The sequence below is a fragment of the Pseudomonas xanthosomatis genome, assembly GCF_019139835.1.
In the GTDB taxonomy this organism is placed as follows: Bacteria; Pseudomonadota; Gammaproteobacteria; order Pseudomonadales; family Pseudomonadaceae; genus Aquipseudomonas; species Aquipseudomonas fakonensis.
Map to the genome: position 1 here is coordinate 611,561 of NZ_CP077075.1, position 24,696 is coordinate 636,256.

General features: G+C 64.4%; 20 protein-coding genes and 1 pseudogene. 10 read left to right on the forward strand and 11 right to left on the reverse strand.

Annotation, left to right across the window (positions count from 1 at the left end):
* Positions 1-37: 37 nt before the first annotated feature.
* Positions 38-1,942 (forward strand): methyl-accepting chemotaxis protein, encoded by a 1,905-nt coding sequence (locus KSS93_RS02695; protein ID WP_217887037.1) that lies wholly within the window; start codon positions 38-40, stop codon positions 1,940-1,942.
* A 119-nt stretch (positions 1,943-2,061) separates the two neighbouring features.
* Here the strand turns inward: KSS93_RS02695 and hglS are convergent, their stop codons facing one another.
* Positions 2,062-3,447, reverse strand: a complete 1,386-nt coding sequence (gene hglS / locus KSS93_RS02700; RefSeq protein WP_217887038.1) for a 2-oxoadipate dioxygenase/decarboxylase HglS — start codon at positions 3,445-3,447, stop codon at positions 2,062-2,064.
* 184 nt (positions 3,448-3,631) lie between these two features.
* Complete coding sequence (locus KSS93_RS02705; RefSeq protein WP_217887039.1) at positions 3,632-4,522, reverse strand: LysR family transcriptional regulator; 891 nt, start codon at positions 4,520-4,522, stop codon at positions 3,632-3,634.
* Positions 4,523-4,656: 134 nt separating this feature from the next.
* Here KSS93_RS02705 and amaB point away from each other — a divergent pair, with 134 nt between their 5' ends.
* Entirely contained in the window at positions 4,657-6,147 is a 1,491-nt protein-coding gene (amaB, locus tag KSS93_RS02710) for an L-piperidine-6-carboxylate dehydrogenase (RefSeq protein ID WP_217840941.1), read from the forward strand.
* A 147-nt stretch (positions 6,148-6,294) separates the two neighbouring features.
* Positions 6,295-7,581 (forward strand): L-pipecolate oxidase, encoded by a 1,287-nt coding sequence (gene amaA / locus KSS93_RS02715; RefSeq protein WP_217887040.1) that lies wholly within the window; start codon positions 6,295-6,297, stop codon positions 7,579-7,581.
* Positions 7,582-7,956: 375 nt separating this feature from the next.
* Here the strand turns inward: amaA and KSS93_RS02720 are convergent, their stop codons facing one another.
* A complete protein-coding gene (locus tag KSS93_RS02720; RefSeq protein ID WP_217887041.1) occupies positions 7,957-9,384 on the reverse strand; it encodes a mechanosensitive ion channel family protein in 1,428 nt (475 codons plus the stop codon).
* Between the two features lie 338 nt (positions 9,385-9,722).
* On the opposite strand from KSS93_RS02720, the gene ycaC (KSS93_RS02725) reads away from it, so the two are divergent.
* The 4 genes from ycaC (KSS93_RS02725) to KSS93_RS02740 all read left to right on the forward strand — a co-directional run bounded on the left by ycaC (KSS93_RS02725) (position 9,723) and on the right by KSS93_RS02740 (position 14,090).
* Positions 9,723-10,352 carry an isochorismate family cysteine hydrolase YcaC gene (gene ycaC / locus KSS93_RS02725; RefSeq protein ID WP_217887042.1) on the forward strand — a complete coding sequence of 210 codons (630 nt, stop codon included), beginning with the start codon at positions 9,723-9,725 and terminating at the stop codon, positions 10,350-10,352.
* A gap of 117 nt (positions 10,353-10,469) precedes the next feature.
* Positions 10,470-11,036, forward strand: a complete 567-nt coding sequence (locus KSS93_RS02730) for an antibiotic biosynthesis monooxygenase (RefSeq protein ID WP_217887043.1) — start codon at positions 10,470-10,472, stop codon at positions 11,034-11,036.
* Positions 11,037-11,077: 41 nt separating this feature from the next.
* Positions 11,078-11,896 carry an alpha/beta fold hydrolase gene (locus KSS93_RS02735; RefSeq protein ID WP_217887044.1) on the forward strand — a complete coding sequence of 273 codons (819 nt, stop codon included), beginning with the start codon at positions 11,078-11,080 and terminating at the stop codon, positions 11,894-11,896.
* A gap of 352 nt (positions 11,897-12,248) precedes the next feature.
* The gene (locus KSS93_RS02740) at positions 12,249-14,090 is read left to right on the forward strand and encodes an amidohydrolase (RefSeq protein ID WP_217888668.1); all 1,842 of its coding nucleotides are present in this window, start codon (positions 12,249-12,251) and stop codon (positions 14,088-14,090) included.
* Between the two features lie 185 nt (positions 14,091-14,275).
* Here KSS93_RS02740 and KSS93_RS02745 read toward each other — a convergent pair.
* The 3 genes and pseudogenes from KSS93_RS02745 to KSS93_RS02755 all read right to left on the reverse strand — a co-directional run.
* A pseudogene (locus KSS93_RS02745) lies at positions 14,276-14,455 on the reverse strand (MFS transporter); the annotation flags it as partial.
* A 38-nt stretch (positions 14,456-14,493) separates the two neighbouring features.
* Entirely contained in the window at positions 14,494-15,747 is a 1,254-nt protein-coding gene (locus KSS93_RS02750; protein ID WP_217887045.1) for an OprD family porin, read from the reverse strand.
* A gap of 367 nt (positions 15,748-16,114) precedes the next feature.
* A complete protein-coding gene (locus KSS93_RS02755; RefSeq protein ID WP_217887046.1) occupies positions 16,115-17,026 on the reverse strand; it encodes a LysR substrate-binding domain-containing protein in 912 nt (303 codons plus the stop codon).
* 273 nt (positions 17,027-17,299) lie between these two features.
* Here KSS93_RS02755 and ycaC (KSS93_RS02760) point away from each other — a divergent pair, with 273 nt between their 5' ends.
* Complete coding sequence (ycaC, locus tag KSS93_RS02760; RefSeq protein ID WP_111533157.1) at positions 17,300-17,929, forward strand: isochorismate family cysteine hydrolase YcaC; 630 nt, start codon at positions 17,300-17,302, stop codon at positions 17,927-17,929.
* Between the two features lie 83 nt (positions 17,930-18,012).
* Here the strand turns inward: ycaC (KSS93_RS02760) and KSS93_RS02765 are convergent, their stop codons facing one another.
* From KSS93_RS02765 to KSS93_RS02785, 5 genes are all read right to left on the reverse strand, one after another.
* Positions 18,013-18,390, reverse strand: coding sequence for a hypothetical protein (locus KSS93_RS02765; protein ID WP_217887047.1), 378 nt, complete (start codon positions 18,388-18,390; stop codon positions 18,013-18,015).
* A gap of 473 nt (positions 18,391-18,863) precedes the next feature.
* Positions 18,864-19,013: a hypothetical protein gene (locus KSS93_RS02770; protein WP_217888816.1), complete on the reverse strand. Its 150-nt coding sequence runs from the start codon at positions 19,011-19,013 to the stop codon at positions 18,864-18,866.
* A 177-nt stretch (positions 19,014-19,190) separates the two neighbouring features.
* Entirely contained in the window at positions 19,191-19,487 is a 297-nt protein-coding gene (locus KSS93_RS02775) for a DUF6124 family protein (RefSeq protein WP_217887048.1), read from the reverse strand.
* An 841-nt stretch (positions 19,488-20,328) separates the two neighbouring features.
* Positions 20,329-22,116: a monovalent cation:proton antiporter-2 (CPA2) family protein gene (locus KSS93_RS02780; RefSeq protein ID WP_217887049.1), complete on the reverse strand. Its 1,788-nt coding sequence runs from the start codon at positions 22,114-22,116 to the stop codon at positions 20,329-20,331.
* Between the two features lie 176 nt (positions 22,117-22,292).
* On the reverse strand, positions 22,293-23,252 hold the full coding sequence (locus KSS93_RS02785; RefSeq protein ID WP_217887050.1) for a GlxA family transcriptional regulator: 960 nt from the start codon (positions 23,250-23,252) through the stop codon (positions 22,293-22,295).
* Positions 23,253-23,483: 231 nt separating this feature from the next.
* Here KSS93_RS02785 and KSS93_RS02790 point away from each other — a divergent pair, with 231 nt between their 5' ends.
* Together KSS93_RS02790 and ycaC (KSS93_RS02795) are read left to right on the forward strand one after the other, a co-directional pair.
* Positions 23,484-23,849, forward strand: a complete 366-nt coding sequence (locus KSS93_RS02790; protein ID WP_217887051.1) for a helix-turn-helix transcriptional regulator — start codon at positions 23,484-23,486, stop codon at positions 23,847-23,849.
* Positions 23,850-23,918: 69 nt separating this feature from the next.
* On the forward strand, positions 23,919-24,545 hold the full coding sequence (gene ycaC, locus KSS93_RS02795) for an isochorismate family cysteine hydrolase YcaC (protein WP_217887052.1): 627 nt from the start codon (positions 23,919-23,921) through the stop codon (positions 24,543-24,545).
* The last annotated feature ends 151 nt before the right edge of the window (positions 24,546-24,696 follow it).

The window sequence follows — 24,696 nt, forward strand, 5'->3', positions numbered from 1 at the left end:
ATCAGGATGATCCCGGCCTCTTGCCAGGAGCCTTTCAATGTCTCAACCGCGTGTCCGAATCGCCTCGCAGCTGGGTGTCGCCCTCGCCATCGTGCTGGCGCTGGTGATCACCGGCAGTACCCTGTTCGCCCTGCGTTCGCTGGACGATGCCAACCTCGCCACCCGCCAGCAGCACCTTGGCAGTGAAGCGCGCCTGTTGGCCGACCAGCTCGACACCTTCCACGGTTCGCTCAAGGACAACACCCAGCGCCTGAGCGGCCTGTTCGAGCGACGTTTCGCCACCGGCCTTAACCTGCACGCGGGCGAGACGGTCAACGTGGCCGGCGCCGCCACCCCGGCGCTGTACCTGGGCGACAAGCTCTTGAACAACGACTTCCAGGTGGTCGACGAATTCCAGCAGATGACCGCGGGCATCGCCACGCTGTTCGTGCGCAGCGGCGATGACTTCGTGCGCATCAGCACCAACCTGAAGAAGCAGGACGGCAGCCGTGCCATCGGCACCCAGCTGGACCGCCAGCACCCGGCCTACACCAAGCTGCTGGCCGGGCAGATGTACGTTGGCCGTGCGGTACTGTTCGAGCGCAACTACATGACCCGTTACGTGCCAGTGAGCGACAGCAGCGGGCGGGTGATCGCGGTATTGTTCGTCGGTTTCGACTACACCGACGCGCAGAACGCCCAGTTCGCCAACCTCAAGCGCTTCCGTATCGGCGAAACCGGCTCGCTGGCCATTCGTGACGACCAGGGCCAGTGGCTGGTGCCGCCGGCCAACGCCGAGCAGGACTTGTTCAGTGTCAGCGCGCCGTTCGCCGAAGGCCCCTGGACCGTGGTGGCCAGCATGCCCAAGGCAGAGATCCGCGAAGTGACCTGGAGCGTCGGTACGCGCCTGGCCATCGGCAGCCTGCTGGCCATGCTGCTGGCCGTGGCCGCCACACTGTGGCTGCTGCGCCGCAAGCTGCGCCCGCTGGACGACCTGGTGCGCCAGGCCGAAGCTCTGGGCGCCGGCGACCTGAACGCGCGCCTGAACGTCACCAGCCACGACGAGATCGGCCAGCTGGCGCGCAGCTTCAACAAGATGGGCGACGCCCTGGCGACCATGGTCGAGCACATTCGCAGCGCCTCCGAGCAGGTGGCCAGCCGCGCCCGTTCGCTGTCGGGTCTGTCGTCCGGCGCCTGCGAAGGCATGGAGCAGCAGTCCGGCGAGATCACCAGCATGGCCGGTGCGGTGGAGGAGTTCAGCGCCACCTCGTCGAACATCGCCGACAACATGGCCGGCACCGAGCGCATGGCCCGCGACAACGCCCAGCAGACCCGCATCGGCCGCAGCGCCATGGACGAAGCCTCGGCCTCGCTCAAGCAGATCGCCGAGTCCCTCGGTGGCACCGCCACGGTGATGGACACCCTGGGTGCCCGCTCGCAGGAGATCGGCGGCATCGTCGGTACCATTACCGCGATTGCCGAGCAAACCAACCTGCTGGCGCTCAACGCCGCCATCGAGGCCGCGCGTGCCGGCGAGCAGGGCCGTGGCTTTGCCGTGGTGGCCGACGAGGTGCGTGGCCTGGCTGCGCGTACTCGCCAGGCCACCGACGAGATCTCTGGCATGATCGCCAGCATCCAGCAGCAGACCGGCCACGCCATCAGCACGCTGGAGCAGGGCAACAAGCTGATGCAGGAGGGGCTGACGCGCAACGACAAGGTGGCCGAGGCGCTGGCGCGCATCGACGAGCAGAGCCGCGCCGCCGGCGAGCAGTTCACCGCCATCAGCACCGCCACCCAGGAGCAGAGCAGCACCGCCACGGTGCTTAGCCGCAACCTGCAAAGCATCGCCCAGGCCAACAGCGAGCAGCGTGATGTGGCCAATGAGCTGGCCAATACCGCCCGTGAGCTGGAAGGTTTGGCCGGGCAGTTGCGCCAGGAAGTGGACCGGTTCCGGGTCAGGTAAGCGCGGTTCAGCCTGTTCTGGCCCTTTCGCGGGCAAGCCCGCTCCCACAGGATTTGTGCAGACCTCTCGGTCGTCCCTATCCCTGTGGGAGCGGGCTTGCCCGCGAAGCGGACATCACTTTATAAACCTGCTAACCCCAACGCCTGCGCACACGCCTGCAACGACCGTTGCTCGCTCTGCGCATACAGCGCCAGCTCATCCTGCACCTTGAGCCCCAGCGCCGCCTCGAACGCCTCGCGGTTGGCATTGCTGCCGTACTGCGCCTGGCTTTCATCACCCAGGTTGGACTGGAAGATCCCCGCCGCACTCACCGGCAAGAAGTCCTCGTACACCAGCGCCTCGTAATGCACGTGCCCGGCGTCGATCAGCCCCTGCAGAGTGCTCGGCCGACCCTGCTGCCCACGGGCTGCCAGGCCCTTGTCAGTGGCGAAATAGCGGAAGTACGCCAACCCCTGCTCACGCATCTGCGCCAGGTCATCCGGGAACTCGCTGAAGATTTGCGCCAGCAGCGCGTTGTAGCGCTCGGCATTGGCCTCTGCCGGTACACCGCCCAGGGCTGCACGGGTTGCATCCAGCAAGCGGTCGTACAGCTGGCGGCCCTTGGGCGTCAGCGCCGCGCCGCGTTGTTCGATCTCGCCAAAGCGCGCAGTGTGGCTGCCTTGCGCGTCGCTGAAGGCAACCTTCTCCTGCAAGGCCTTGAAGCTGGTCTGGCGCAGCAGAATCGCATGCCGGCGGGTGGGTGGCCCCTCGACCACGGCCTTGGGCGGGATGCCCTTGGCCGGCATGCCCAGCTGGATGGCGTCGATATCCAGGGTGCGCGGGGTCAGGTGGTTGATGTGCGGACCCTTGAACGCCACCACGTCGGCGATCAGCCGGTGCTGGTCGTGCAACTGCTGGTACTGCTCGGCGCTGACTGTGGCCTGCTGGTGCCAGCGGAAGGTGTGCAGGGCCTCCTGCACGAAGGTTTCGGCGTCGCTGGCATTCAGGCCGCCGTCGCGCTCGCATTGGGCGATCAGTGCCAGTGCCCGCGGGGTGAAGATCTGCCGCTGGCTCAGGATGCTCTGGGCCAGTTCACGCAGCTGCGGGTTGTCGATCAGTTCCAGGCGCAGCAGCGAGGTGAACACGCGGAACGGGCTGATGTGCAGCGACTGTTCATGCACCGCGCGAAACGCCGTGGAATGCACAGGCACCCCGGCCGAGCTCAAGTCGTAGTAACCCACCGGCTGCATGCCCATCACCGCGAACAGCCGGGCGATGGTGGCCAGCTCCTCGGCCGTGCCGACGCGGATGGCGCCGTGGCGCTCCTGGTCCAGGCGCTCGACCTCGCCGGTCCAGCGCAGGGCCTCGGCCACCTTGGGCTGCTCGGCCATGACCTGCTGGTTGATCTCGCTCACCAGCTCAAGCAGCGTGCCGTACAGGGGCACTTCCTGTTTGTACATGAGCGACATGGCGGCAGAGAACTGCGCGCGGATGCTGTCGGGGCTGACGAAATCGAGGGCGGGCATCGCAAGCTTCCTGGTTGGGTTCGGACCACTACATGAAAGCTGGGAATGGAGTTGCCGTACAAGCGAAAAAAAGTGGGCCATTCATTCCTTTTTTGATCGACCTGTAGGGCCCTTTCGCGGGTAAACCCGCTCCCACGGGGCTGTCGCATAACCTGTGGGAGCGGGTTTACCCGCGAAGAGGCCCTCACATGGGCAATTGTTCGCGCACCCACTCCACCAACGCCCGCACCTTTGGCACCTCCGCCGCATGCTCGGCATACGCCAGGTAATGCGCGCCACTGCTGCGCATCGCATGGTCCCAGGCCACCACCAGGCTGCCTTCGGCCAGCTCCTTGGCTACCAGGTAACGCGGCACCAATGCCACCCCACAGCCCGACTGCGCCGCGCTCAAGGCCATATAGAAGGTATCGAAACGCGGCCCGTGGTAGCTGTTGTCGGTGTGCAGCCCTTGATCGAGGAACCACTCGTGCCAGGCCTCTGGCCGCGAGGTGCTTTGCAGCAACACCAGCTGCGCCACCTCCGCAGCCCCTGAAAGGCTGCGCTCCTGCAACAGCTCCGGTGCGCATACCGGCACCACCTCCTCACCGAACAGCTCCACACAGGTGGCCCCCGGCCAGGTGCCCTGGCCATAGAAAAACACCACGTCGGCCGAGCCCTGCAGCAGGGCGAACGGCTCCATTTCGTTGCGGATGTCGAGGTGGATGTTCGGGTGACGCTTGCCGAAGCCTTTCAGGTGCGGGATCAACCAGCGCACGCCGAAACTCGGTTGAGTGGCTACCTTCAATACTTCGGTCTGCGTGCCGTAGGTCTGCACGTAGCGGCTCGACATGTCGACCTGGGTGAGGATCTTGTTCACCTCGGCCAGGTACAAGGCGCCTGCCGGCGTCAGTTGCAGGCGCCGGCGAATGCGCAGGAACAGGTGATGGCGCAGCATCTCTTCAAGCTGCGCCACCTGCTTGCTCACTGCGCTCTGGGTCAGGTGCAGCTCTTCGGCGGCGCGGGTGAAGCTCAAGTGGCGCGCTGCAGCCTCGAAGCACTGCAGGGCGGTCATGGAAGGTACCAGGCGTTTGGACATGGCGGTCTCTGCGGTTCGAATCATTACCTGGCGGAATGATATGCGGAATAAAGGTCGTTTGTTGCACCTGTGTAATCGGATTAATACTGACCCACGTCATTTTCCAACCCTTCACCGATGAAAGGAGAAGCACAATGGTTGCTGCATTGCTCGAGCGTCTTGGCGTTGCCGCCGCGGCTCACACCCAGGGCGACTACCCTGTCCACACCCCGATCGACGGCAGCCAGATCGCCTCGGTGAAACTGCTCGGCAAGGCCGAGACCATTGCCCGCATCGACCAGGCGCAGCAGGCCTTCGAAGCCTGGCGCAGCGTGCCGGCCCCGCGCCGCGGCGAGCTGGTGCGCCTGTTCGGCGAAGTGTTGCGCGAGCACAAGGCCGACCTCGGCGAGCTGGTGTCCATCGAAGCCGGCAAGATCACCCAGGAAGGCCTGGGCGAAGTGCAGGAAATGATCGACATCTGCGACTTCGCCGTGGGCCTGTCGCGCCAGCTGTACGGCCTGACCATCGCCTCCGAGCGCCCCGGCCACCACATGCGTGAAAGCTGGCACCCGCTGGGCGTGGTAGGGGTAATCAGCGCCTTTAACTTCCCGGTTGCCGTGTGGGCCTGGAACACCGCACTGGCCCTGGTGGCCGGCAACTCGGTGGTGTGGAAGCCGTCGGAGAAAACCCCGCTCACCGCCCTGGCCTGCCAGGCCCTGTTCGAAAAGGCCCTGAAGGCCTTCGGTGATGCCCCGGCCGGCCTCAGCCAGCTGGTGATCGGTGGCCGCGAAGCCGGCGAAGCCCTGGTCGATGACCCGCGCGTGCCGCTGGTCAGCGCCACCGGCAGTACCCGCATGGGCCGTGAAGTGGGCCCGCGTGTGGCGGCGCGTTTTGGCCGCAGCATCCTCGAGCTGGGCGGCAACAACGCGATGATCCTGGCCCCCAGCGCCGACCTCGACCTGGCCGTGCGCGGCATCCTGTTCTCCGCCGTCGGCACCGCCGGCCAGCGCTGCACCACCCTGCGCCGGCTGATCGTGCACCGTTCGATCAAGGACGAAGTAGTGGCCCGGGTCAAAGCTGCCTACGCCAAGGTGCGCATCGGCGACCCGCGCAAGGACAACCTGGTCGGCCCGCTGATCGACAAGCTGTCGTTCGACGCCATGCAGGGCGCGCTGGCCAAGGCCCGCGACGAAGGCGGCCAGGTATTCGGCGGCGAACGCCAGCTGGCAGGCCAATACCCCAACGCCTACTACGTGACCCCGGCCATCGCCGAAATGCCGGCGCAAAGCGACGTGGTGCGCCACGAAACCTTCGCGCCGATCCTCTACGTGCTGGCTTACGATGACTTCGAAGAGGCCCTGCGCTTGAACAACGAAGTGCCGCAAGGCCTGTCGTCGTGCATCTTCACCACCGACATTCGTGAGGCCGAGCGCTTCCAGAGCGCCTCGGGCAGCGACTGCGGCATCGCCAACGTCAACATCGGCACCAGCGGCGCCGAGATCGGCGGGGCGTTCGGTGGCGAGAAAGAGACCGGCGGTGGCCGTGAGTCGGGGTCGGATGCCTGGAAGGGCTACATGCGTCGGCAGACCAACACCGTGAACTACTCGCGCGAGCTGCCGCTGGCGCAGGGAATTGTGTTCGACTGATGAACGCAGGCGGGGGCTTTGCCCCCGTTTCGCGGCACAAGGCCGCTCCTACAGGGAATTGCGTCGCTTCTGTAGGAGCGGCCTTGCGCCGCGAAAGGGCCGCGCAGCGGCCCCATAGGCAATAAGAACAATAGCTGGAGCCGGGCCATGTCCGAACTGCGTCAAGAATGTCTGTGGGAACACGTCACCCAACCGGCCGTCGCCGCCCAGGCCCTGGCTGGTGAGCACAAGGCCGATGTCTGTGTGATCGGCGGCGGCATCACCGGGCTGTCGGCGGCCATCCACCTGCTCGAACAGGGCAAGTCGGTGATTGTGCTGGAGGCCTGGAAGATCGGCCACGGCGGCTCCGGGCGCAACGTCGGGCTGGTCAACGCCGGCACCTGGATCCGCCCCGACGACGTTGAAGCCACCCTGGGCCACAAGCAGGGCAGCCGCTTGAACCAGGTGCTCGGCGAAGCCCCGGGCGAGGTGTTCGCGATGATTCAGCGCTTAGGCATCGACTGCCAGGCGCAGCACAAGGGCACCCTGCACATGGCGCACAACGCCACCGGCATCGCCGACCTTGAAGCCCGCCACCAGCAATGGTCGCGCCGGGGTGCCGATGTCGAGCTGCTGACCGGCGCGCAGTGCCAGGAATACTGCGGTACCGACAAGATTTCTGCCGCACTGCTCGACCGCCGCGCCGGCACCATCAACCCCATGGGTTACACCCAGGGCCTGGCCGCTGCGGTAACCCGGCTGGGCGGCAAGCTGTTCCAGCAGTCCGCCGTCGAAGGGCTGCAGCGTGACGGCGATGCCTGGCAGGTGAAGACTGCGCGCGGCACGGTACGTGCCGACAAGGTGGTGATCTCCACTGGCGCTTACACCGAAGGCGACTGGAGCAGCCTGCAAAAGCACTTCTTCCGGGGTTACTACTACCAGGTGGCCTCCAAGCCGCTGCACGGCGCAGCAGCCGACAAGGTGCTGCCCCATGGCCAGGGCTCGTGGGACACCCGCACCGTGCTCAGCAGCATCCGCCGCGACGACCAGGGCCGCCTGCTGCTGGGTAGCCTGGGCCGGGTCGACAACAAGCCTGCGTGGTTCGTGCGCAGTTGGGCCGACCGCATCCAGAGCCATTACTACCCCGAGCTTGGCAAGGTGGAGTGGGAGATGCACTGGACCGGCTGCATCGACTTCACCCCCGACCACCTGATGCGCCTGTTCGAACCGGCGCCGGGGCTGGTTGCGGTGACCGGTTACAACGGCCGCGGCAACACCACCGGCACGGTGATCGGCCGGGCGTTTGCCGAGTTTCTGCTCAAGGACGAGCCGGACAGCCTGCCGCTGCCGTTCTCGCCGATGAAGCCGGTGAGTGCGCCATCGTTGCGTACGGCGTTCTATGAGTCGGGGTTCTCGCTGTACCACGCCGGGCAGTGTTTGCGCGTGGTCCTTTAGTCAGCGCCGACACGTTCCCTGCAGGAGATTACCCAGCCCTGCGGGTTGCGCTGTCGCGCAGAGAACTGGTCTCGCAGATGCGCCACGGTCTCTGTGGGAAGCGGCCTTGTGTCGCGATGGGGCGCGAAGCGGCCCCAAGGTCTCGGCCTCATGCAAGATTGCCGGGGCTGCTGCGCAGCCCATCGCGACACAAGGCCGCTTCCCACAGGGACCGTGTTAAATCAATGAGTTGCAGTTTGTTCTATGAGAGCGGCCTTGTGCCGCGAAAGGGGTGCGCAGCGCCCCGGCGATGTGCATGAGATCGAGATCCTGGGGCTGCTGCGCAGCCCTTTCGCGGCACAAGGCCGCTCCTACAGGGGGCGCATTGCTGGCGGGCTACTTGTGCAACCAGCTCAAGAACCCACCCTTCTTCACCGCGACCGGCCTTTGCAGCAACAGCGACTCGCGGTTCTGCTGGCGGAAACGCTGCAACTTCACCAACGCCGTCTGCACATCGCCACGCTGCTCCAGGCAACTGCGCACCTGCTCCTTGTCGATGCGGTACAACAGGCAACTGGTCAGGGTGCGGAACTCGGCCTGCGAGTCGTCCTCATCCACCAGCCCCTCGATCCCCAGCACCTCGCCCGGCCCCATGCGCCCGGCCTCAAGCAGCTTGTCGCCATTGCGCACCGAGGCCTGAATCACACCGCTGCCAATCACCAGCAGGTGGTCGGAGTTGTCGCCGATCTCGAGGATCACCTGGTCGGCCAGGTACTCCACCGCCGTCATGCGCTGGCTCAGCGCATCACGCTCCTCGCTGCTGAGCGAACGGAACACCCGCACCTCATCCAGCAGTTCGCGCTGACGGCTGCGCGGGGCCAGCGCCAGGTCGACGTTCCACATCACGCCGCTGGCCTCGAGGTGGCGGTGGGCCAGGTCGAACAGCTGGTTGCGCACCTCGGTCTTGATTGCCGCGTCGGCGACAAAGCCACTGGCCTCGTACTCCACCGATTCGAGTGTGGAGGCCTTGACCGTGACCTTGGGCGCGGGTGAGGCGAGCAGGGCGCTGGTGCCTTGCAGTGCCTTTTCCAGGGCGTCGAACACCCGCTTGGGCCGCACCTTGGCCGGCACCACGACGCTGATTGCCAGGCCGTGGCGGTCGGCCGGGCGGCTGTGGTTGAGCAGTCGCGCCTTGGCCGCCACCGAGTTGGGGATCACCGCCAGGCTGCCGGTGCCGGTAATCAGCCGGGTGGCGCGCCAGTCGATGTCCACCACCTTGCCTTCGGTGCCGTCGATGGAGATGGAATCGCCGATCTGGTAGGGCCGCGTGGTGTTCAGCACGATGCCGCTGAACACGTCGCTGAGGGTGCTCTGCAGCGCCAGGCCGATGACGATGGCCATCACCCCCGAGGTGGCCAGCAGGCCCTTGACCGGCAGTTGCATCACATAGGCCGCCGCCGCCACCACCGCGGCGAGGAAGATCAACGCGCCGATCACATCCTGCAGCAGGCGCCCGCCGTGGCTGCCACGGGCCACCAGCAGCAGGCCGAACACCACCGTGACCGTGCGCGCGCCGAACAGCCACCAGGCGATCGACAGCACCGTGGCCATCAGGTTGCGCGCCGCATCGTCGGCCCACGGCGGCGGCTGCAGCGGGCTCAAGCCTGCGGCCAGCAGCAGGGCGCTGAACAGCAGGAAGATCCCCAGCCGCGAGGCGATGCGCCAGGCCCGGCGTTCGAGCGGGATCAGCTGCCACAGCAGCAGGTCGAGGAAGATCAGGAAGAAGCCGAGCAGCAAAGGGTAGGACTGGATGAGGGCCAGCATGGAGGTCTCGGTGCGAGGGGGAGGGCTGGAGGGCTGGAGGGTAGTAATAGAGCAGGTTGCGGGGGCAGGCAATCAGTTCGGATGTTTTGTTTTTGCCGATGGCCTCTTCGCGGGTAAACCCGCTCCCACAGGGATCGCGCCTGTTTTGGCAACGGCGCCAAACCTGTGGGAGCGGGTTTACCCGCGAAGAATCCAACGCAAATCTATCGTTCATAAAATGGAACGCTAAAGCCAATTTTTGCTATCTACCGCACCAAAGGTCTTGGTTTTAATCTTCTCCCATCAACGCGAAACACCCAACGCACTGAACGAATTCATAACCCTTAGGAGCTACGACCATGACCAACTTCAAATACAACCGCCTGAACAAAGACGACGCCGCCGTACTGCTGGTTGACCACCAGGCCGGCCTGCTGTCCCTGGTACGCGACATCGAGCCGGACCGCTTCAAGAACAACGTGCTGGCCCTGGCGGACCTGGCCAAGTTCTTCAACCTGCCGACCATCCTCACCACCAGCTTCGAGCAAGGCCCCAACGGCCCGCTGGTGCCAGAGCTGAAAGAGCTGTTCCCGGACGCCCCGTACATCGCCCGCCCAGGCCAGATCAACGCCTGGGACAACGAAGACTTCGTCAAGGCAGTGAAGGCCACCGGCAAGAAGCAGCTGATCATCGCCGGCGTGGTCACCGAGGTCTGCGTCGCCTTCCCGGCCCTGGCCGCCCTTGAAGAAGAGTTCGAGGTGTTCGTGGTCACCGACGCCTCCGGCACCTTCAACGAAATGACCCGCGACGCCGCCCACGACCGCATGAGCCGCGCCGGCGCGCAACTGATGACCTGGTTCGGCGTGGCCTGCGAGCTGCACCGCGACTGGCGCAACGACATCGAAGGCCTGGCCGCGCTGTGCTCCAACCACATCCCGGACTACCGCAACCTGATGACCAGCTACAACGCCCTGACCGCCGCCAAGTAAGCGACAGCGCCCGGGCACCGCCAGTCGGTGCCCGCCACCGCGCAGCACACCCGTTCAATCCCCAGCCCGTTCGCCGTTGCACAGTGGATGCGGGCAAGCTCATCCCAAGGAACGCCGATGAACACCGCAACCCAAGCCAACCGCAACGTCGTGACGCTGGTGATCCAGCACAAGGTCCGCGCCCAGGCTCTGGCCGAGTACGAAAGCTGGCTCAAGCGCACCGTCAGCGCTGCGCGCCACCAGCCCGGCCACCTGGACGTCAACGTGATCCGCCCCGACGACGGTGGCCGCCATTTCACCACCGTGGTGCGCTTCGCCGACGCAAGCTTGCTGCAGGCCTGGGTCAACTCCGCCGAACGCCAGGCGCTGGTCAGCCAGGTGCTGCCACTGCTCGAGGACGGCGACCACACCCAGGTGCACGACGACCCGGAATTCTGGTTCACCCCGCCAAGCACCAGCGCTGCGCAACCGCCCCGCTGGAAGCAGGCATTGCTGACCTACCTGGTGATCTGCCCGATGACCATGGTCATCCCGCAACTGCTGGCGCCGTTGTTCGTCCGCTACCCTCAGTTGGGCGGCCCGATCACCGGCAACCTGATCGTCAACCTGTTCGTCATTCTGCCCGTGGTGTTCTACATCATGCCTTGGGTAACCCGCCGCTGCGCCAACTGGCTGCGCGGCTGACCGCTGCACCACTCACTCGTCACTTTTCAGGAGATACCGATATGAGCACGCTCGTCACCCGCGATGGCACCTCGATCTACTTCAAGGACTGGGGCAGCGGCAAACCCGTGCTGTTCAGCCACGGCTGGCCGCTGGACGCCGACATGTGGGACTCGCAGATGGAGTACCTGGCCAGCCGCGGCTATCGCACCATCGCCTTCGACCGTCGCGGTTTCGGCCGCTCGGACCAGCCGTGGACCGGTTACGACTACGACACCTTCGCCGATGACATCGCCCAGCTGATCGAACACCTCGACCTGCGCGACGTCACCCTGGTGGGCTTCTCGATGGGTGGCGGCGACGTCAGCCGCTACATCGCCAGACATGGCAGCGAGCGGGTTGCCGGGCTGGTGCTGCTGGGCGCGGTAACTCCGGTGTTCGGCAAGCGTGATGACAACCCCGAGGGCGTCGAGCTGTCGGTGTTCGAAGGCATCCAGGCCGGCCTGCGCGCTGATCGTGCGCAGTTCATCGCCGACTTCGCTGCGCCGTTCTACGGCATCAACCACGGGCAAAAGGTCTCGCAAGGCGTACAGGCACAAACCCTGAACATCGCCCTGATGGCCTCGATCAAGGGCACCCTGGATTGCGTCACGGCGTTCAGCCAGACCGACTTCCGCCCGGACATGGCCAAGATCGACGTGCCCACCCTGGTGATCCACGGCGACGACGACCAGATCGTGCCGTTCGAGACCACCGGCAAAAAAGCCGCCGAGCTGATTAGCGGGGCTGAGCTGAAGGTATACAAAGGCGCGCCCCACGGCTTCGCCGTGACCCATGCGCAGCAGCTGAACGAGGACCTGCTGGCGTTCCTGCAGAAATGACGGTGTGAGGCATTCGCGGGCAAGCCCGCTCCCACAGGGCAGGCACAGTACCTGTGGGAGCGGGCTTGCCCGCGAAGAGGCCCGTCCAGGCAACACAGCTGTTCGACAGGGCTGACCTTCTGTAGCCCCACCGCACATCCATCCAAGCCCTGAGCCAGGGTCAACCGGCATGCTGCGCCGTTGCGCCTGCCGCCCCCCGATGGAGAACACCATGTCCCAGGACCCGAACGACAAGAGCCGTCGCCAGTTCCTCGCCACCAGCACCGTGCTCGGTGCCGCCGGGGCGTTGTGGGCGGCACTGCCCTTCACCGGCGACGCCGGTTCCGCCCATGCATCCACCCAAGGAGGCTCCATGACCGCCGATCTGATCCTGTTCAACGGCAAGCTGCACACCGTTGACCGCGAAAACCCCACCGCCACTGCCGTCGCCATCAAGGACGGCCGTTTCATCGCCGTGGGCAACGACGCCGAAGCCATGGCCCACAAGGGCAGCGCCACGCAGATCATCGACCTCAAGCAGCGCACGGTGATCCCGGGCCTGAACGACTCGCACCTGCACCTGATCCGCGGAGGCCTGAACTACAACCTGGAGCTGCGCTGGGAAGGCGTGCCGTCGGTGGCCGACGCCCTGCGCATGCTCAAGGACCAGGCCGCGCGCACCCCGACCCCGCAGTGGGTACGTGTGGTCGGTGGCTGGAACGAATTCCAGTTCGCCGAAAAACGCATGCCAACCCTTGAAGAGATCAACCAGGCCGCCCCGGACACCCCGGTGTTCCTGCTGCACCTGTACGACCGCGCACTGCTCAACCGCGCCGCGCTCAAGGCCGTGGGCTACGACAAGAGCACGCCGAACCCGCCGGGTGGCGAGATCCAGCGCGACAAGTTCGGCAACCCCACCGGCATGCTGATCGCCCGCCCCAACGCGATGATCCTCTACGCCACCCTGGCCAAGGGGCCGAAGCTGCCGCTGGAGTACCAGGTCAACTCCACCCGCCAGTTCATGCGTGAACTCAACCGCCTGGGCCTGACCAGCGCCATCGACGCCGGCGGCGGCTACCAGAACTTCCCCGACGACTACTCGGTGATCCAGGAGCTGGCCGACAACAACCAGCTGACCGTGCGCATCGCCTACAACCTGTTCACCCAGAAGCCCAAGGAAGAGCTGGACGACTTCCGCAAGTGGACCTCCAGCGTAAAGCTGCACAGCGGCACGGACTTTTTGCGCCACAACGGCGCCGGCGAAATGCTGGTGTTCTCCGCTGCCGACTTCGAGGACTTCCTCGAGCCGCGCCCGGACCTGCCGCAAACCATGGAAGAAGAGCTGGAGCCGGTGGTGCGCCACCTGGTGGAACAGCGCTGGCCGTTCCGCCTGCACGCCACCTACAACGAATCGATCACGCGCATGCTCGATGTGTTCGAGAAGGTCAACCGCGACATCCCGTTCAATGGCCTGCCGTGGTTCTTCGACCATGCCGAAACCATCACCCCGCAGAACATCGAACGCGTGCGTGCCCTGGGCGGCGGTATCGCCATCCAGGACCGCATGGCCTTCCAGGGTGAGTACTTCGTCGACCGCTACGGCGCCAAGGCTGCCGAGCAGACCCCGCCGATCAAGCGCATGCTCGAGATGGGCGTGCCGGTAGGTGCCGGTACCGACGCCACCCGGGTGTCCAGCTACAACCCGTGGACCTCGCTGTACTGGCTGGTCAGCGGCAAGACCGTTGGCGGCATGGAGCTGTACCGCGAAGGCCTGGACCGCGATACCGCGCTGCAGCTGTTCACCCAGGGCAGCGCCTGGTTCTCCAGCGAGCAGGGCAAGAAGGGCCAGCTCAAGGTCGGCCAGCTGGCCGACCTGGCGGCGCTGTCGCTGGACTTCTTCAGTGTTGAAGAAGAAGCGATCAAGGGCATCGAGTCGGTGCTGACCATCGTCGACGGCAAGGTGGTGTACGGCGCTGGCGAGTTCGACCGCTTTGGCCCGCCGCAGGTGCCGGTGCTGCCGGAATGGTCGCCGGTGGCCAAGGTGCCGGGGCACTGGCGCGTGGGTACGCCGTCGCTGGCCGCCGCCGTGCACCAGTGTTCGGGGCCGTGCGGGGTGCATGCCCATAGTCACGACAAGGCGCGCCAGTCCAAGGTGCCGGTCAGCGACTTCCAAGGGTTCTGGGGGGCGTTGGGTTGTTCGTGCTTTGCTTTCTAAGCTGAGCTGATGTGAAGAAGGGGCCAGTGATGGCCCCTTTTTTGTGTTCCAGCCTTACGCAATTCCCTGTAGGAGCGGCCTTGTGCCGCGATGGGGCGCGCCAGCGGCCCCAAGGGTCTCGGCAACATGCAACATTGCCGGGGCTGCTTTGCAGCCCTTTCGCGGCACAAGGCCGCTCCTACAAATCAGTGTTGCTTGCCGTCCAACAGATGCCGAATCTTCACCTCGACCCCCTCGCTCTGCAGCATCCGCACCCGCGCCTCGATCTTCAGTTCGCCACGGGTCACCCGGTGGTGATGGCGCAGATGCTCCAGCCACGATTCCTCAAAGAAGAACTCCAGCCACAGGCACGGGTCGCTGCTGTCGGGGGCTCCAGGCGCCGGAGGTGCTTGCGGTGCTCATGTCAGAAGCTGCCTTTGAGAGGGTACTCGAGGATCACGTAGATACGGTCGATATCATCGCCCGCCTGGGCGTCGTTGCCCCGGTGGCTGACGTGGGACAGCGACAGGGTGAGGTCCTTGGCCTTGCCTGACTGCACCACGTACTTAAGGTCGATATCCCGCTCCCAGTGCTTGCCGCCATCGCCGTACTGCCCGGCGTAGGCGCCGTTTGCCGGGGCGTGGCTGCCATCGATGCCACGGCCGCTGACGTAGCGGCCCATCAGGCTCAGGCCGGGCACGCCGAGGGTGGCGAAATTGAGGTCGTAGCGCAGCTGCCAGGAGCGCTCGCCAGGGCCGTTGAAGTCGGCGAACTTGATCGAGTTGGCCAGGTAGATGGAGTCGCCGCCGGCGAAGTCGAACGGGGTGTCGCCGCGCACCTTCTGGTAGGCCAGGGTCACAGCCTGGGCACCGAAGGCGTATTTGGCCGCCAGGCTGTAGGCCAGGGTGTCGATGTCGCCAGCACTGGCCTTGCCGCTGTCGCGGGTGCGGTACAGGTTGCCGTCCAGGCGCCAGTTGCCCTGGGCCAGGTTGAGGTTCAGGTAGGCCTGGCCCCAGGTGTCTTCCAGCTGCGATACATACAGCGCGCCGCCCAAGGGCCCGGCCGGGGCGAAGCTGGCACCGGCCAGGCTGATGGCGTGGCCTTGGGTGCTGGCGCCGTAGCCGGCGAAGTCGTCGTGGGTGGAGCTGTTGTCCTGGTTGTTGAACGCGGTGAAGCGCCCGGCCTGCAGGTGCCAGTCGGGCAGGCTGGTGTTGTCCAGCAGCCAGCCGGTGGCGTATTCGGAGTGCAGGCGCTTGTCGCCGGTGTCGAACACCGGGGTTTCCACCATCATCTCGCCATAGCGCAACTGGGTGTTGCCCAGGCGCAGCTTCAGCACGGCGCCCGCGCTGGAGTAGTCGGGCTCGGCGCGCCCGTCGCTGTCGCGCGGTAGCAGGCCGGTGCCGGCGTGGCCACGGCCACCGTCGAGCTTCAGGCCGACGAAACCGTGGGCGTCGATGCCCACGCCCACTGTGCCCTCGGTGAAGCCCGAGCGGATTTCGCCGATGAAACCCTGGGCCCATTCCTGGCGGTAGCTCTGGCCGTTGCCGGACGGGGTGCGGTAGTCGTTGTGCAGGAAGTAGTTGCGGCTGAGCAGCGACCAGCCCGGCTCGTCGGCCAGCGCAAGCGCAGGGCCGAGGGCGAACAAGGTGGCCAGCAGGGCGCGAGGGGAATAAGGCATGGGCGCTCCGGTGTGCATGAGCCGGGACTGTGCGCCATCTGGTGTGCAAGGGTCTTGTAAGGGTGTGCGCAACCTGGCTGCGCACGATCCCCTGTAGGAGCCGGGAAGTCGGCTCCTCATAGAACAAACTACAAACTATTGATTTAAAGCGGTCCCTGTGGGAAGCGGCCTTGCCGGGGCGCCGTCCGGTCGAGATGGGCTGCGCAGCAGCCCCGGCAATTTTGCATGAAGCCGAGACCTTGGGGGCGCTTCGCGTCCCATCGCGACACAAGGCCGCTTCCCACAGGGGCGCTGTGCATCTGCGAGACTAGTTCACTGCGCGACAGCGCAGCCCCAAGGGCTGGGCGATCTCCTACAGGGATTGTGATCAAGCCATGTCGCTGCTGGCGAACTCTTCGGCAAGGTGATCGATCAGCGAACGCACCGACGGCAGCAGGCCGCGGCGCGACGGGAAGATCGCATGCACGATGCCGCAGCGCGGATGCCAGTCCGGGATCAGCTCCACCAGGCGGCCTTCGGCCAGGTCTTCACGCACCGCCACCCGCGGCAGGTGGGCGATGCCCACGCCGGCCACCACGAAGTGGCGCAGGGCGAACAGGTCGTCGGTGACCATGCGCGGCTTGTGCGCGATGACGATGCTGCGGCTGGTGTCCTCGCCCTGGAACAGCTCCCACTGGTACTCACGCTGGGCGCTGCCCCAGTGCAGGCTGGGCAGTTGGCTCAGCTGTTGCGGGTCGAAGCCTGGGGGCAATTGGTCGAGGTAGGAGGGGTGGCCCACCAGGCACTGGGTGCTGTTGCTCAGCACCTTCATCACCATGTCGGTGTTCTCCAGCGGCGGGAAGCGCACCCGCAGCGCCACGTCGAAGCCCTCGTGCAGCAGGTCGACGCGGCGGTTGGTGCTCTCGATGAACAGCTCCACCTGCGGGTACTTGAGCATGTAGCGGGTCAGCATCGGCCCCACCCAGGAGTTGAGCAGGGTGGTCGGGCAGCTGATGCGCACCAGCCCGCGCGGCTCGCTGCGGTTGCGCTCGATGATCTCGGCGGCGCCCTCGGCCTCCACGCGCATGGCCAGGCAACGGTTGTAGTAGGCCTGGCCGATTTCGGTCAACGAGCAGTGCCGGCTGGTGCGGTGCAGCAGGCGCACGCCCAGGCGGTCTTCAAGGTCGGCGATGCGCCGGCTGAGCTTGGACTTGGGCATGTCCAGCGCCCGCCCGGCCGGGGCGAAGCCGCCGTGCTCCACCACCTGGGTGAAGAAGTAGAGGGAGTTGAGGTCTTCCAAAAGGGTGCTCTCCGAGCTTTGTGCCGACCTGTACGGGCCCTTTCGCGGGTAAACCCGCTCCCACAGGGAGCGCGCTTGTCTCGGCAACGGCGCCAAACCTGTGGGAGCGGGTTTACCCGCGAAGAATCCAACGCAAATCTATCGTTCCAAAAACGGAACGCTAAGGCCAATTTTCGCAGTCTACCGCTTCAAAGGTGATGAATCTAATCTTTGCTCATCAACGCGAAACACCCAACGCACCGAACAAACTCAAAACCTTTAGGAGCAACAACCATGACCAACTTCAAATACAACCGCCTGAACAAAGACGACGCCGCCGTACTGCTGGTTGACCACCAGGCCGGCCTGCTGTCCCTGGTCCGCGACATCGAACCGGACCGCTTCAAGAACAACGTGCTGGCCCTGGCGGACCTGGCCAAGTTCTTCAACCTGCCGACCATCCTCACCACCAGCTTCGAGCAAGGCCCCAACGGCCCGCTGGTACCGGAGCTGAAAGAGCTGTTCCCGGACGCCCCGTACATCGCCCGCCCAGGCCAGATCAACGCCTGGGACAACGAAGACTTCGTCAAGGCAGTGAAGGCCACCGGCAAGAAGCAGCTGATCATCGCCGGCGTGGTCACCGAAGTGTGCGTCGCCTTCCCGGCCCTGGCCGCGCTTGAAGAAGAGTTCGAGGTGTTCGTGGTCACCGATGCCTCCGGCACTTTCAACGAAATGACCCGCGACGCTGCCCACGACCGCATGAGCCGCGCCGGTGCGCAACTGATGACCTGGTTCGGCGTGGCCTGCGAGCTGCACCGCGACTGGCGCAACGACATCGAAGGCCTGGCCGCGCTGTGCTCCAACCACATCCCGGATTACCGCAACCTGATGACCAGCTATAACGCGCTGACTGCTGGCAAGTAATAGCAGTTGCAAAAGCCAGAAGTCCTACCCATTCGAAATGGGTAGGGCTTCTGGCTTTTTGACGTTTGTTCTACGTCTTCTGACTATATGAAGTAAATCAGCGGAAGCGAAGCAATTCCTGAGTACAGGAGTGTGTTGCCGAGCAAGAATATTCTTTTCAGGTTTTTGGGGAAATTTTCTACGTCTGCTGGATCCAGTTTTTTCTTGCGGATGTGGAGGTTCTTAATTGGCCAGAAGACAACGCTACTCATCATGATGGTTATGTTAAGTCTGCCCCAGAGGGTTATATCGTTGTGCATTAAGTAGCTTATTCCCAGCCAGTAGCTACTGGGTAATGCTATGACCATGGATTCGAAGTGTTCGGAAGCAGCAACCCAACCGTAGACACATAATGCCGAGAGGATAATCAACCAAGGTGTGCATAAGAAAATTAACTTGAGCGCGCTTGGAGTCAACGTCATGGCTTTTGCCGCTTTGGAGTGAAAGGGTTGTGGGTTTTCATAGGTAGCACCGCAAATATTTTTTTCATGAAAAGAGGGTGTGTTTTACGTGGCAGCCTATGAGTTGGTGAAATGGGAGGCTGTTAGACCCAGAGCGCCCATCAAAAGCAGCCAGATCGAGATGCAAAGGCGCTTTTTTATGGGGAGGGGAAGTTGTTTTATATCGTCAGGGTGAAGTAGCTTTCGTTTGATAAAGTGCTGAGGGCAAAAGGCGAGTGCGGCAATACTGCTGACTAGCGAGAGCCGAGAGTAGAAGCCATGTTCACCCCACATAAATTTGAGGCGTTCAAGGGCGAGGCTCCTTTCTAGTGATTTTATGATTGTCGGGTAGTGGCGTGAGCAGGCAAGTTGAACCTGTAGGGCTACACCTGAAAGCCCAATCAAAAATGGAAGGATTCTTAGTGTAATTTCCCATGCCAATTGCCAGGAGTTGTTCATGGGGCGATGTGCTCGTAGACGATTTCGCCAAGGGTCTCGCCCGCGCTCATGCCAACCTTCGGCGATGATGCAATGCAGGTTGCACCGGTTGTGGTGAGGTCGCCGTCCAGCGCTTGTCCTTTGCCAGCAAGATCGACTCGTTGCATGCAGGTTGCTCCCTATAAAACCCAGGAAACTACCTCTGTGAAGCCGGAAATTGGGTGGTCAAAGTGGGGTTGGGAAAGGTCCTACAGAATATTGGGAGCGTTCATGCGTAGAGGGCGCGGTAACAGGTGGATGGCCGTAATCCAAATGTGGATTGCGGCCATCCACAGAAGCTTTGCTTATGAGGTGGTGGCGCCATCCTCGATCCCATCCAGCATCGCCTCGGCCAGCCCTTCGGCCATTTCGACGGCATGCAGGTTGGCCCACAGCAGGCTTCTGCCGACTTCGTCCATATGGTCGAGCGCCTTGTATCCGACGTTGTAGGCACTGCGCAGGTACTCGATGACGTGCACCAGGGCGTCATGGGCGTTGATATCGGGGTTTACCGAGAACAGCGGCGGGTGGCCGGCGTCGCATTTGCCGAAGGGGCGATGTTTGGTGTCGGGGAGGGGTGGGTCGGGGACAATCTTTTTCATTGCAGATTCCTCTAGGAGTTGAACTGCAACCGCCCGTTTCCACGCAGAGGGTGGCAGCCGTACGCGGGGTGGAAACCGGTTAGAGGTCAACCCGGCAGGCCAGACGGCCTCCCGCGCACAACTGCCATTGAAGGCAACAACCCTAACCGGATTTCCACGTCCGATCGCTGAATTGACAGCGACCGGGAGAGCCTAGGGGGCATGGTTTCCCGGGACAATCAGAAGGGAGTCGACAGGGTTCGTAGGATATTTACCGAGTTGTAGGATGCCCAGTGAGAAAGGTCTGAGGATGCTGTGGGACTTTGCTAGGTCTGGTGGCTTCGGTCGGATAGAAAGCCGTTTCTTTCCAGTTTTTCGGAAGCGCGACAATTGCGCCGGATCGGCGCTCTTGTAAGGCTTGCACTTGAGTAACGGCGGCGATTTTTGGGGCCGCTTTGCGGCCCATCGCGACACAAGGCCGCTCCCACAGGTACGGCGCAGCAGGTCGCCATGCACGTTTTCCTGTGGTGAGCGGCCTTGTGTCGCGATGGGCTGCGCAGCAGCCCCAAAATCTAAAAATGAATGCCAGCCGTTCGACTGATCGGACTATCACCAGAAGGCTGAAAGCATTCGTTATCGGCCACAGCCTTCACTACCATTGAGATTCAGTTTGATATCTATTTACCAAAATGGCCGTATAGGACCCTTTGTGAAGCACTTTGGCCTCTAATTGGTCATGTGTAACCTTTAGCTGGAGCTTGAGGTTGGCAATGTCCTTTATGCATCTATGCGGGGTATGCGGTGATGTGCCCTGAAACACACACTGTCCTGAACAATGGTGCGATGGTCGGAACCTCTCACCTCAATCGGCATCCGACTCAAACAACCGCTCCAGCTCCACCCGCGCCTCCTTGGCCGTCTGCATCACCTTGGCCCGGTCATCGCGCACCTGCCCCTGGGCCTCGAGCACCTGCTCGTCGTGCTCGGTAAAGCGCGCAATCCGGTCGGCTGCCTGCTCGTCGCTCAAGCCCAACCCCACCAGCGCCCGGCGGCTCATCTCAAGGCTTGAGTAGAACGTCTCGCGAATCGGCTCGGCGCCCACGTCCATCAACTTGTGCACATGCTGGCGGTTGCGCGCCCGGGCGATGACCTTCAGGTGCGGGTACTGGCGCTTGACCCGTTCGGCCGTGCGGGTGGCGACTTCCGGGTCGTCGATGGTGATGATGAAGTACTCGGCCTCACCGACCTTTGCCGCATGCAGCACCTCGGGGCGCAGCGGGTCGCCGTAGAACACCGGCACCTGCTCGAACATGCGGGTCATCTCGATGGTGTCCACCGAGGTTTCCAGGGCGACGAAGGGGATCTTCTGAGCCCGCAGAATGCGCGCGACGATCTGGCCCATGCGGCCCATGCCGACGATCACCGCCCGTGGCGTGCCGGCGTCGATGGTCTTGTACTGCTCGGGCACCTCGCGCGCAGGTTGCGGGCGCTTCAGGGCGCGGGCGCAGCCAAGCATCAGCAGCGGGGTGACGGCCATCGACAGGGTGATGGTCATCAGCAGCAAGTCGTAGGTGTGGGTGTCGAACAGGCCCTGGTCCTTGCCCAGCTTGAACACCACGAAGGCGAACTCGCCACCGGCGGCCAGCACCATCCCCAAGCGCAGCGCGCTGGCGCTGTTCAGCCCGCCGGCCAGGCGGCCGACGCCGATCAGCAGCACCAGTTTCACGGCAATCAGCAGCAGGGTCAGGCCCAGCAGTACCAGCGGCATTTCCAGCAGCAGGCTGAGGTTGGCGCCCATGCCCACGCTGATGAAGAACAGCCCCAGCAGCAGGCCCTTGAACGGCTCGATCTGCGATTCCAGCTCGTGGCGGTACTCCGAGTCGGCCAGCAGCAGGCCGGCCAGGAAGGCGCCCAGTGCCATGGAGATACCGGCTTCTTCCATCAGCCAGGCGGTGCCGATCACCACCAGCAGCGCGGTGGCGGTGGACACCTCGGGCAGGCCGGTGCGGGCCACGGTACGGAACAGCGGGCGCAGCAGGTAACGGCCGCCGACGATCACCACGGCAATGCTGGCGAACACCTTCAGGCCGTGTTCCAGGCTGTCGCTGTGGCTTGTGTCCGGGCCGCTGGCGGCAAGCAGCGGCACCAGGGCGATCAGCGGAATGGCGGCGATGTCCTGGAACAGCAAGATGGCGAAGGCCAGGCGCCCATGGGGCGCGTTGAGCTGTTTGCTTTCGGCCAGGCTCTGCAGGCCCAGGGCGGTGGACGAAAGCGCCAGGCCCAGGCCCAGCACGATGGCCGCCGGCAGCGTCTGGCTGAAGCCGAACAGGGCGATGGCGCCGATCACCGCGCCAGTCAGCAGCACCTGCGCGGTGCCCACGCCGAACACCGACTTGCGCATCAGCCACAGCCGGCGTGGCGACAGTTCAAGGCCGATGATGAACAGCAGCAGAACCACGCCCAGCTCGGAGATGTGCGCGACGCTTTCGGTGTCGCGAATCAGCCCCAGGGCCTGCGGGCCGATGGCAACGCCAGCCAGCAGGTAGCCAATCACGGCCCCCAGTTGCAGGCGTTTGGCGAGAGGGACGGCGATGACGGCGGCGAGCAGGAAGATCACCGCGGTTTGAAGAAGGCTGCCTTCGTGTGGCATGGGTTCTGGCTCCGTGAACTGCCGGGGCAGCGGTTATGTCATTTGGGTCGGCCATTTTCGGCAATGGGGCATGCCGGGACAATCCGCTTTATGGGCGACACATTGTCTCCTCTTGGGCGACAGTTTCATGACCCTAGAGGGGCGTGGGAGCGGGCTTGCCCCGCGATGGGGCCCCATCAGCCCCCACCAAACTGCGCCCGGTACTGGTTCGGCGTCATGCCGATACGCTCGCAGAACACCTTGCGCATGTGCCGGTCGCTGCCGAACCCGCTGCGCGCCGCCACCACTTTCAAGGGTAAATCAGACCCTTCCAGCAGCTTGCGCGCATGGTCGATGCGAGCGTTCTGCAGGTACTGCAACGGCGTGACGCCGACATCGCGCTGGAACGCCCGGGCGAAGTTGCGCGCGCTCATGGCCACCAGCTCGGCCATCTTCTGCACGGTGAAGGCCTCGTCGATATGGTCGACGATGTACGCCTGCACCCGCGCCACCGGGCTGCCGTCCCGCGGTACCGCGGCCAGCAGCGGGCCGTAGGGCAACTGCCCGCCCTGGCGGTGGCGGGCCACCAGCAGCACCTTGGCCACTTCCAGCGCCAGGTCCTTGCCGTGGTCTTCGGCCACCACCGCCAACGCCAAGTCGATGCCGGCGGTGATGCCGCCCGAGGTGATCAGGTCGCGGTCGACCACGTAGATCTGCTCGGTTTCAACCTTGGCCTCGGGGAATTGCCGGGCCAGGCGCTCTACGTAGTTCCAGTGGGTCGTGCAGCGGTAGCCACCCAGCAGCCCGGCCCGGCCGAGCAGAAACACCCCGGTGCAGATCGCGCCGAAGCGCTTTGCATTGCGCGCAGCCTGGGGCAGCCAGCGTTCCAGAACCGGCAGCGACAGGTCGTAGGCGCCGGGGCCGCCGGGCACCAGCAGCAGGTCGACTGCCGGCGGCAGGTCCTCCAGGCGCCCGTCGGCCAGCACCCTCAGGCCGCAGGAGCCACGTACCGGCGCGTCGCCTTCGGCGAGGGTGACCAGGTGATAGCGCTGCTCGGTCGGCAGGAAGCGGTTGGCGATGGCAAACGCGTCCAGGGGGCCGGTGACGTCCAGCATCAGCACATCATTGAAAAGCACCATCGCCACTGTTTTCTGCATACCCACTCACCCTGGTGGCCGCCGCTCAAGGGCGGCCCGAAACCGATCATGGCAGGCATCTTAAGGTATCGGTATAGCGTGCAGGGCCAGCAAATTCGCGAAATGCCGGGCGGCCCCGGGCAAACCCCCGTGGCGTCGGGGCGAAGCAGGATTAATAACTATTAAGGTTCGGCTCAGGACTTTGTCATGGCTGGCCAGCCAGACTTTCCCCATCGAAACAGGAGAGTCGACATGGTCCGTGACCCCGCCCTCGACCACCGCCACAACACCCCTGGCGCGCTGACCGCGCAGCGCCTGCGCCAGGCCAAGGAGCTGATGTTGCACAGCCCGCTGTCGATCATCGAGATCGCCGGCCTGTGCCACCTCACCCGCAGCCACTTCTCGCGCGCGTTCAAGGTGGCCACCGGCCTGTCGCCCCAGGCCTGGCGCCTGCTGGCACGCATGGAAAAGGCCAAGCGTCTGCTGGCCACCGAAGTACCGATCACCCACGTTAGCCTGGAGTGCGGCTTTTGCGACCAGTCGCATTTCACCCGCGCCTTCAGCCGCATGGTCGGCCAGCCGCCCAAGGCCTGGCGCCAGGCGGTGCGGCACCCTTAACGCGATGTCATCCCCTGGTATAGGCCCAAAGGCCAATGCCGCCCCATCCCCACCCAAGGAGTCACTCTCGTGAGCCAACCTGACTACAAGCGCTTGAACAAAGACGATGCCGTTGTGTTGCTGGTGGACCACCAGACCGGCCTGATCTCGCTGGTACAGGACTTCTCGCCCAACGAGTTCAAGAACAACGTGCTGGCCCTGGGCGACCTGGCCAAGTTCTTCGGCCTGCCGACCATCCTCACCACCAGCTTCGAGCAAGGCCCCAACGGCCCGCTGGTGCCGGAGCTCAAGGAGATGTTCCCGGACGCGCCGTACATCGCCCGCCCAGGCCAGATCAACGCCTGGGACAACGAAGACTTCGTCAAGGCGATCAAGGCCACCGGCCGCAAGCAACTGATCATTGCTGGCGTGGTGACCGATGTGTGCGTGGCCTTCCCGACCCTGTCGGCGCTGGCCGAAGGCTTTGAAGTGTTCGTCGTCACCGACGCTTCGGGCACCTTCAACCAGACCGTGCAGCAAGCTGCCTGGGTGCGCATGACCCAGGCCGGCGCGCAGATGATGAACTGGTTCTCGGTGGCCTGTGAGCTGCACCGCGACTGGCGCAACGACATCGAAGGCCTGGGCAACCTGCTGTCCCAGCGCATTCCCAACTACCGCAACCTGATGAACAGCTACGCGGCGTTGACCGCGCGCTGATCGCAAGCAGGCAAGCCGCGTTCCGGCCGCGGAGCGCGGCTTCCTGTAGGAGATCTGCGCTTTCGCGCAGAGAGCTGGTCTCGTAGATGCGCCACGATCTCTGTGGGAAGCGGCCTTGTGTCGCGTTGGGCTGCGAAGCGGCCCCAAGGTC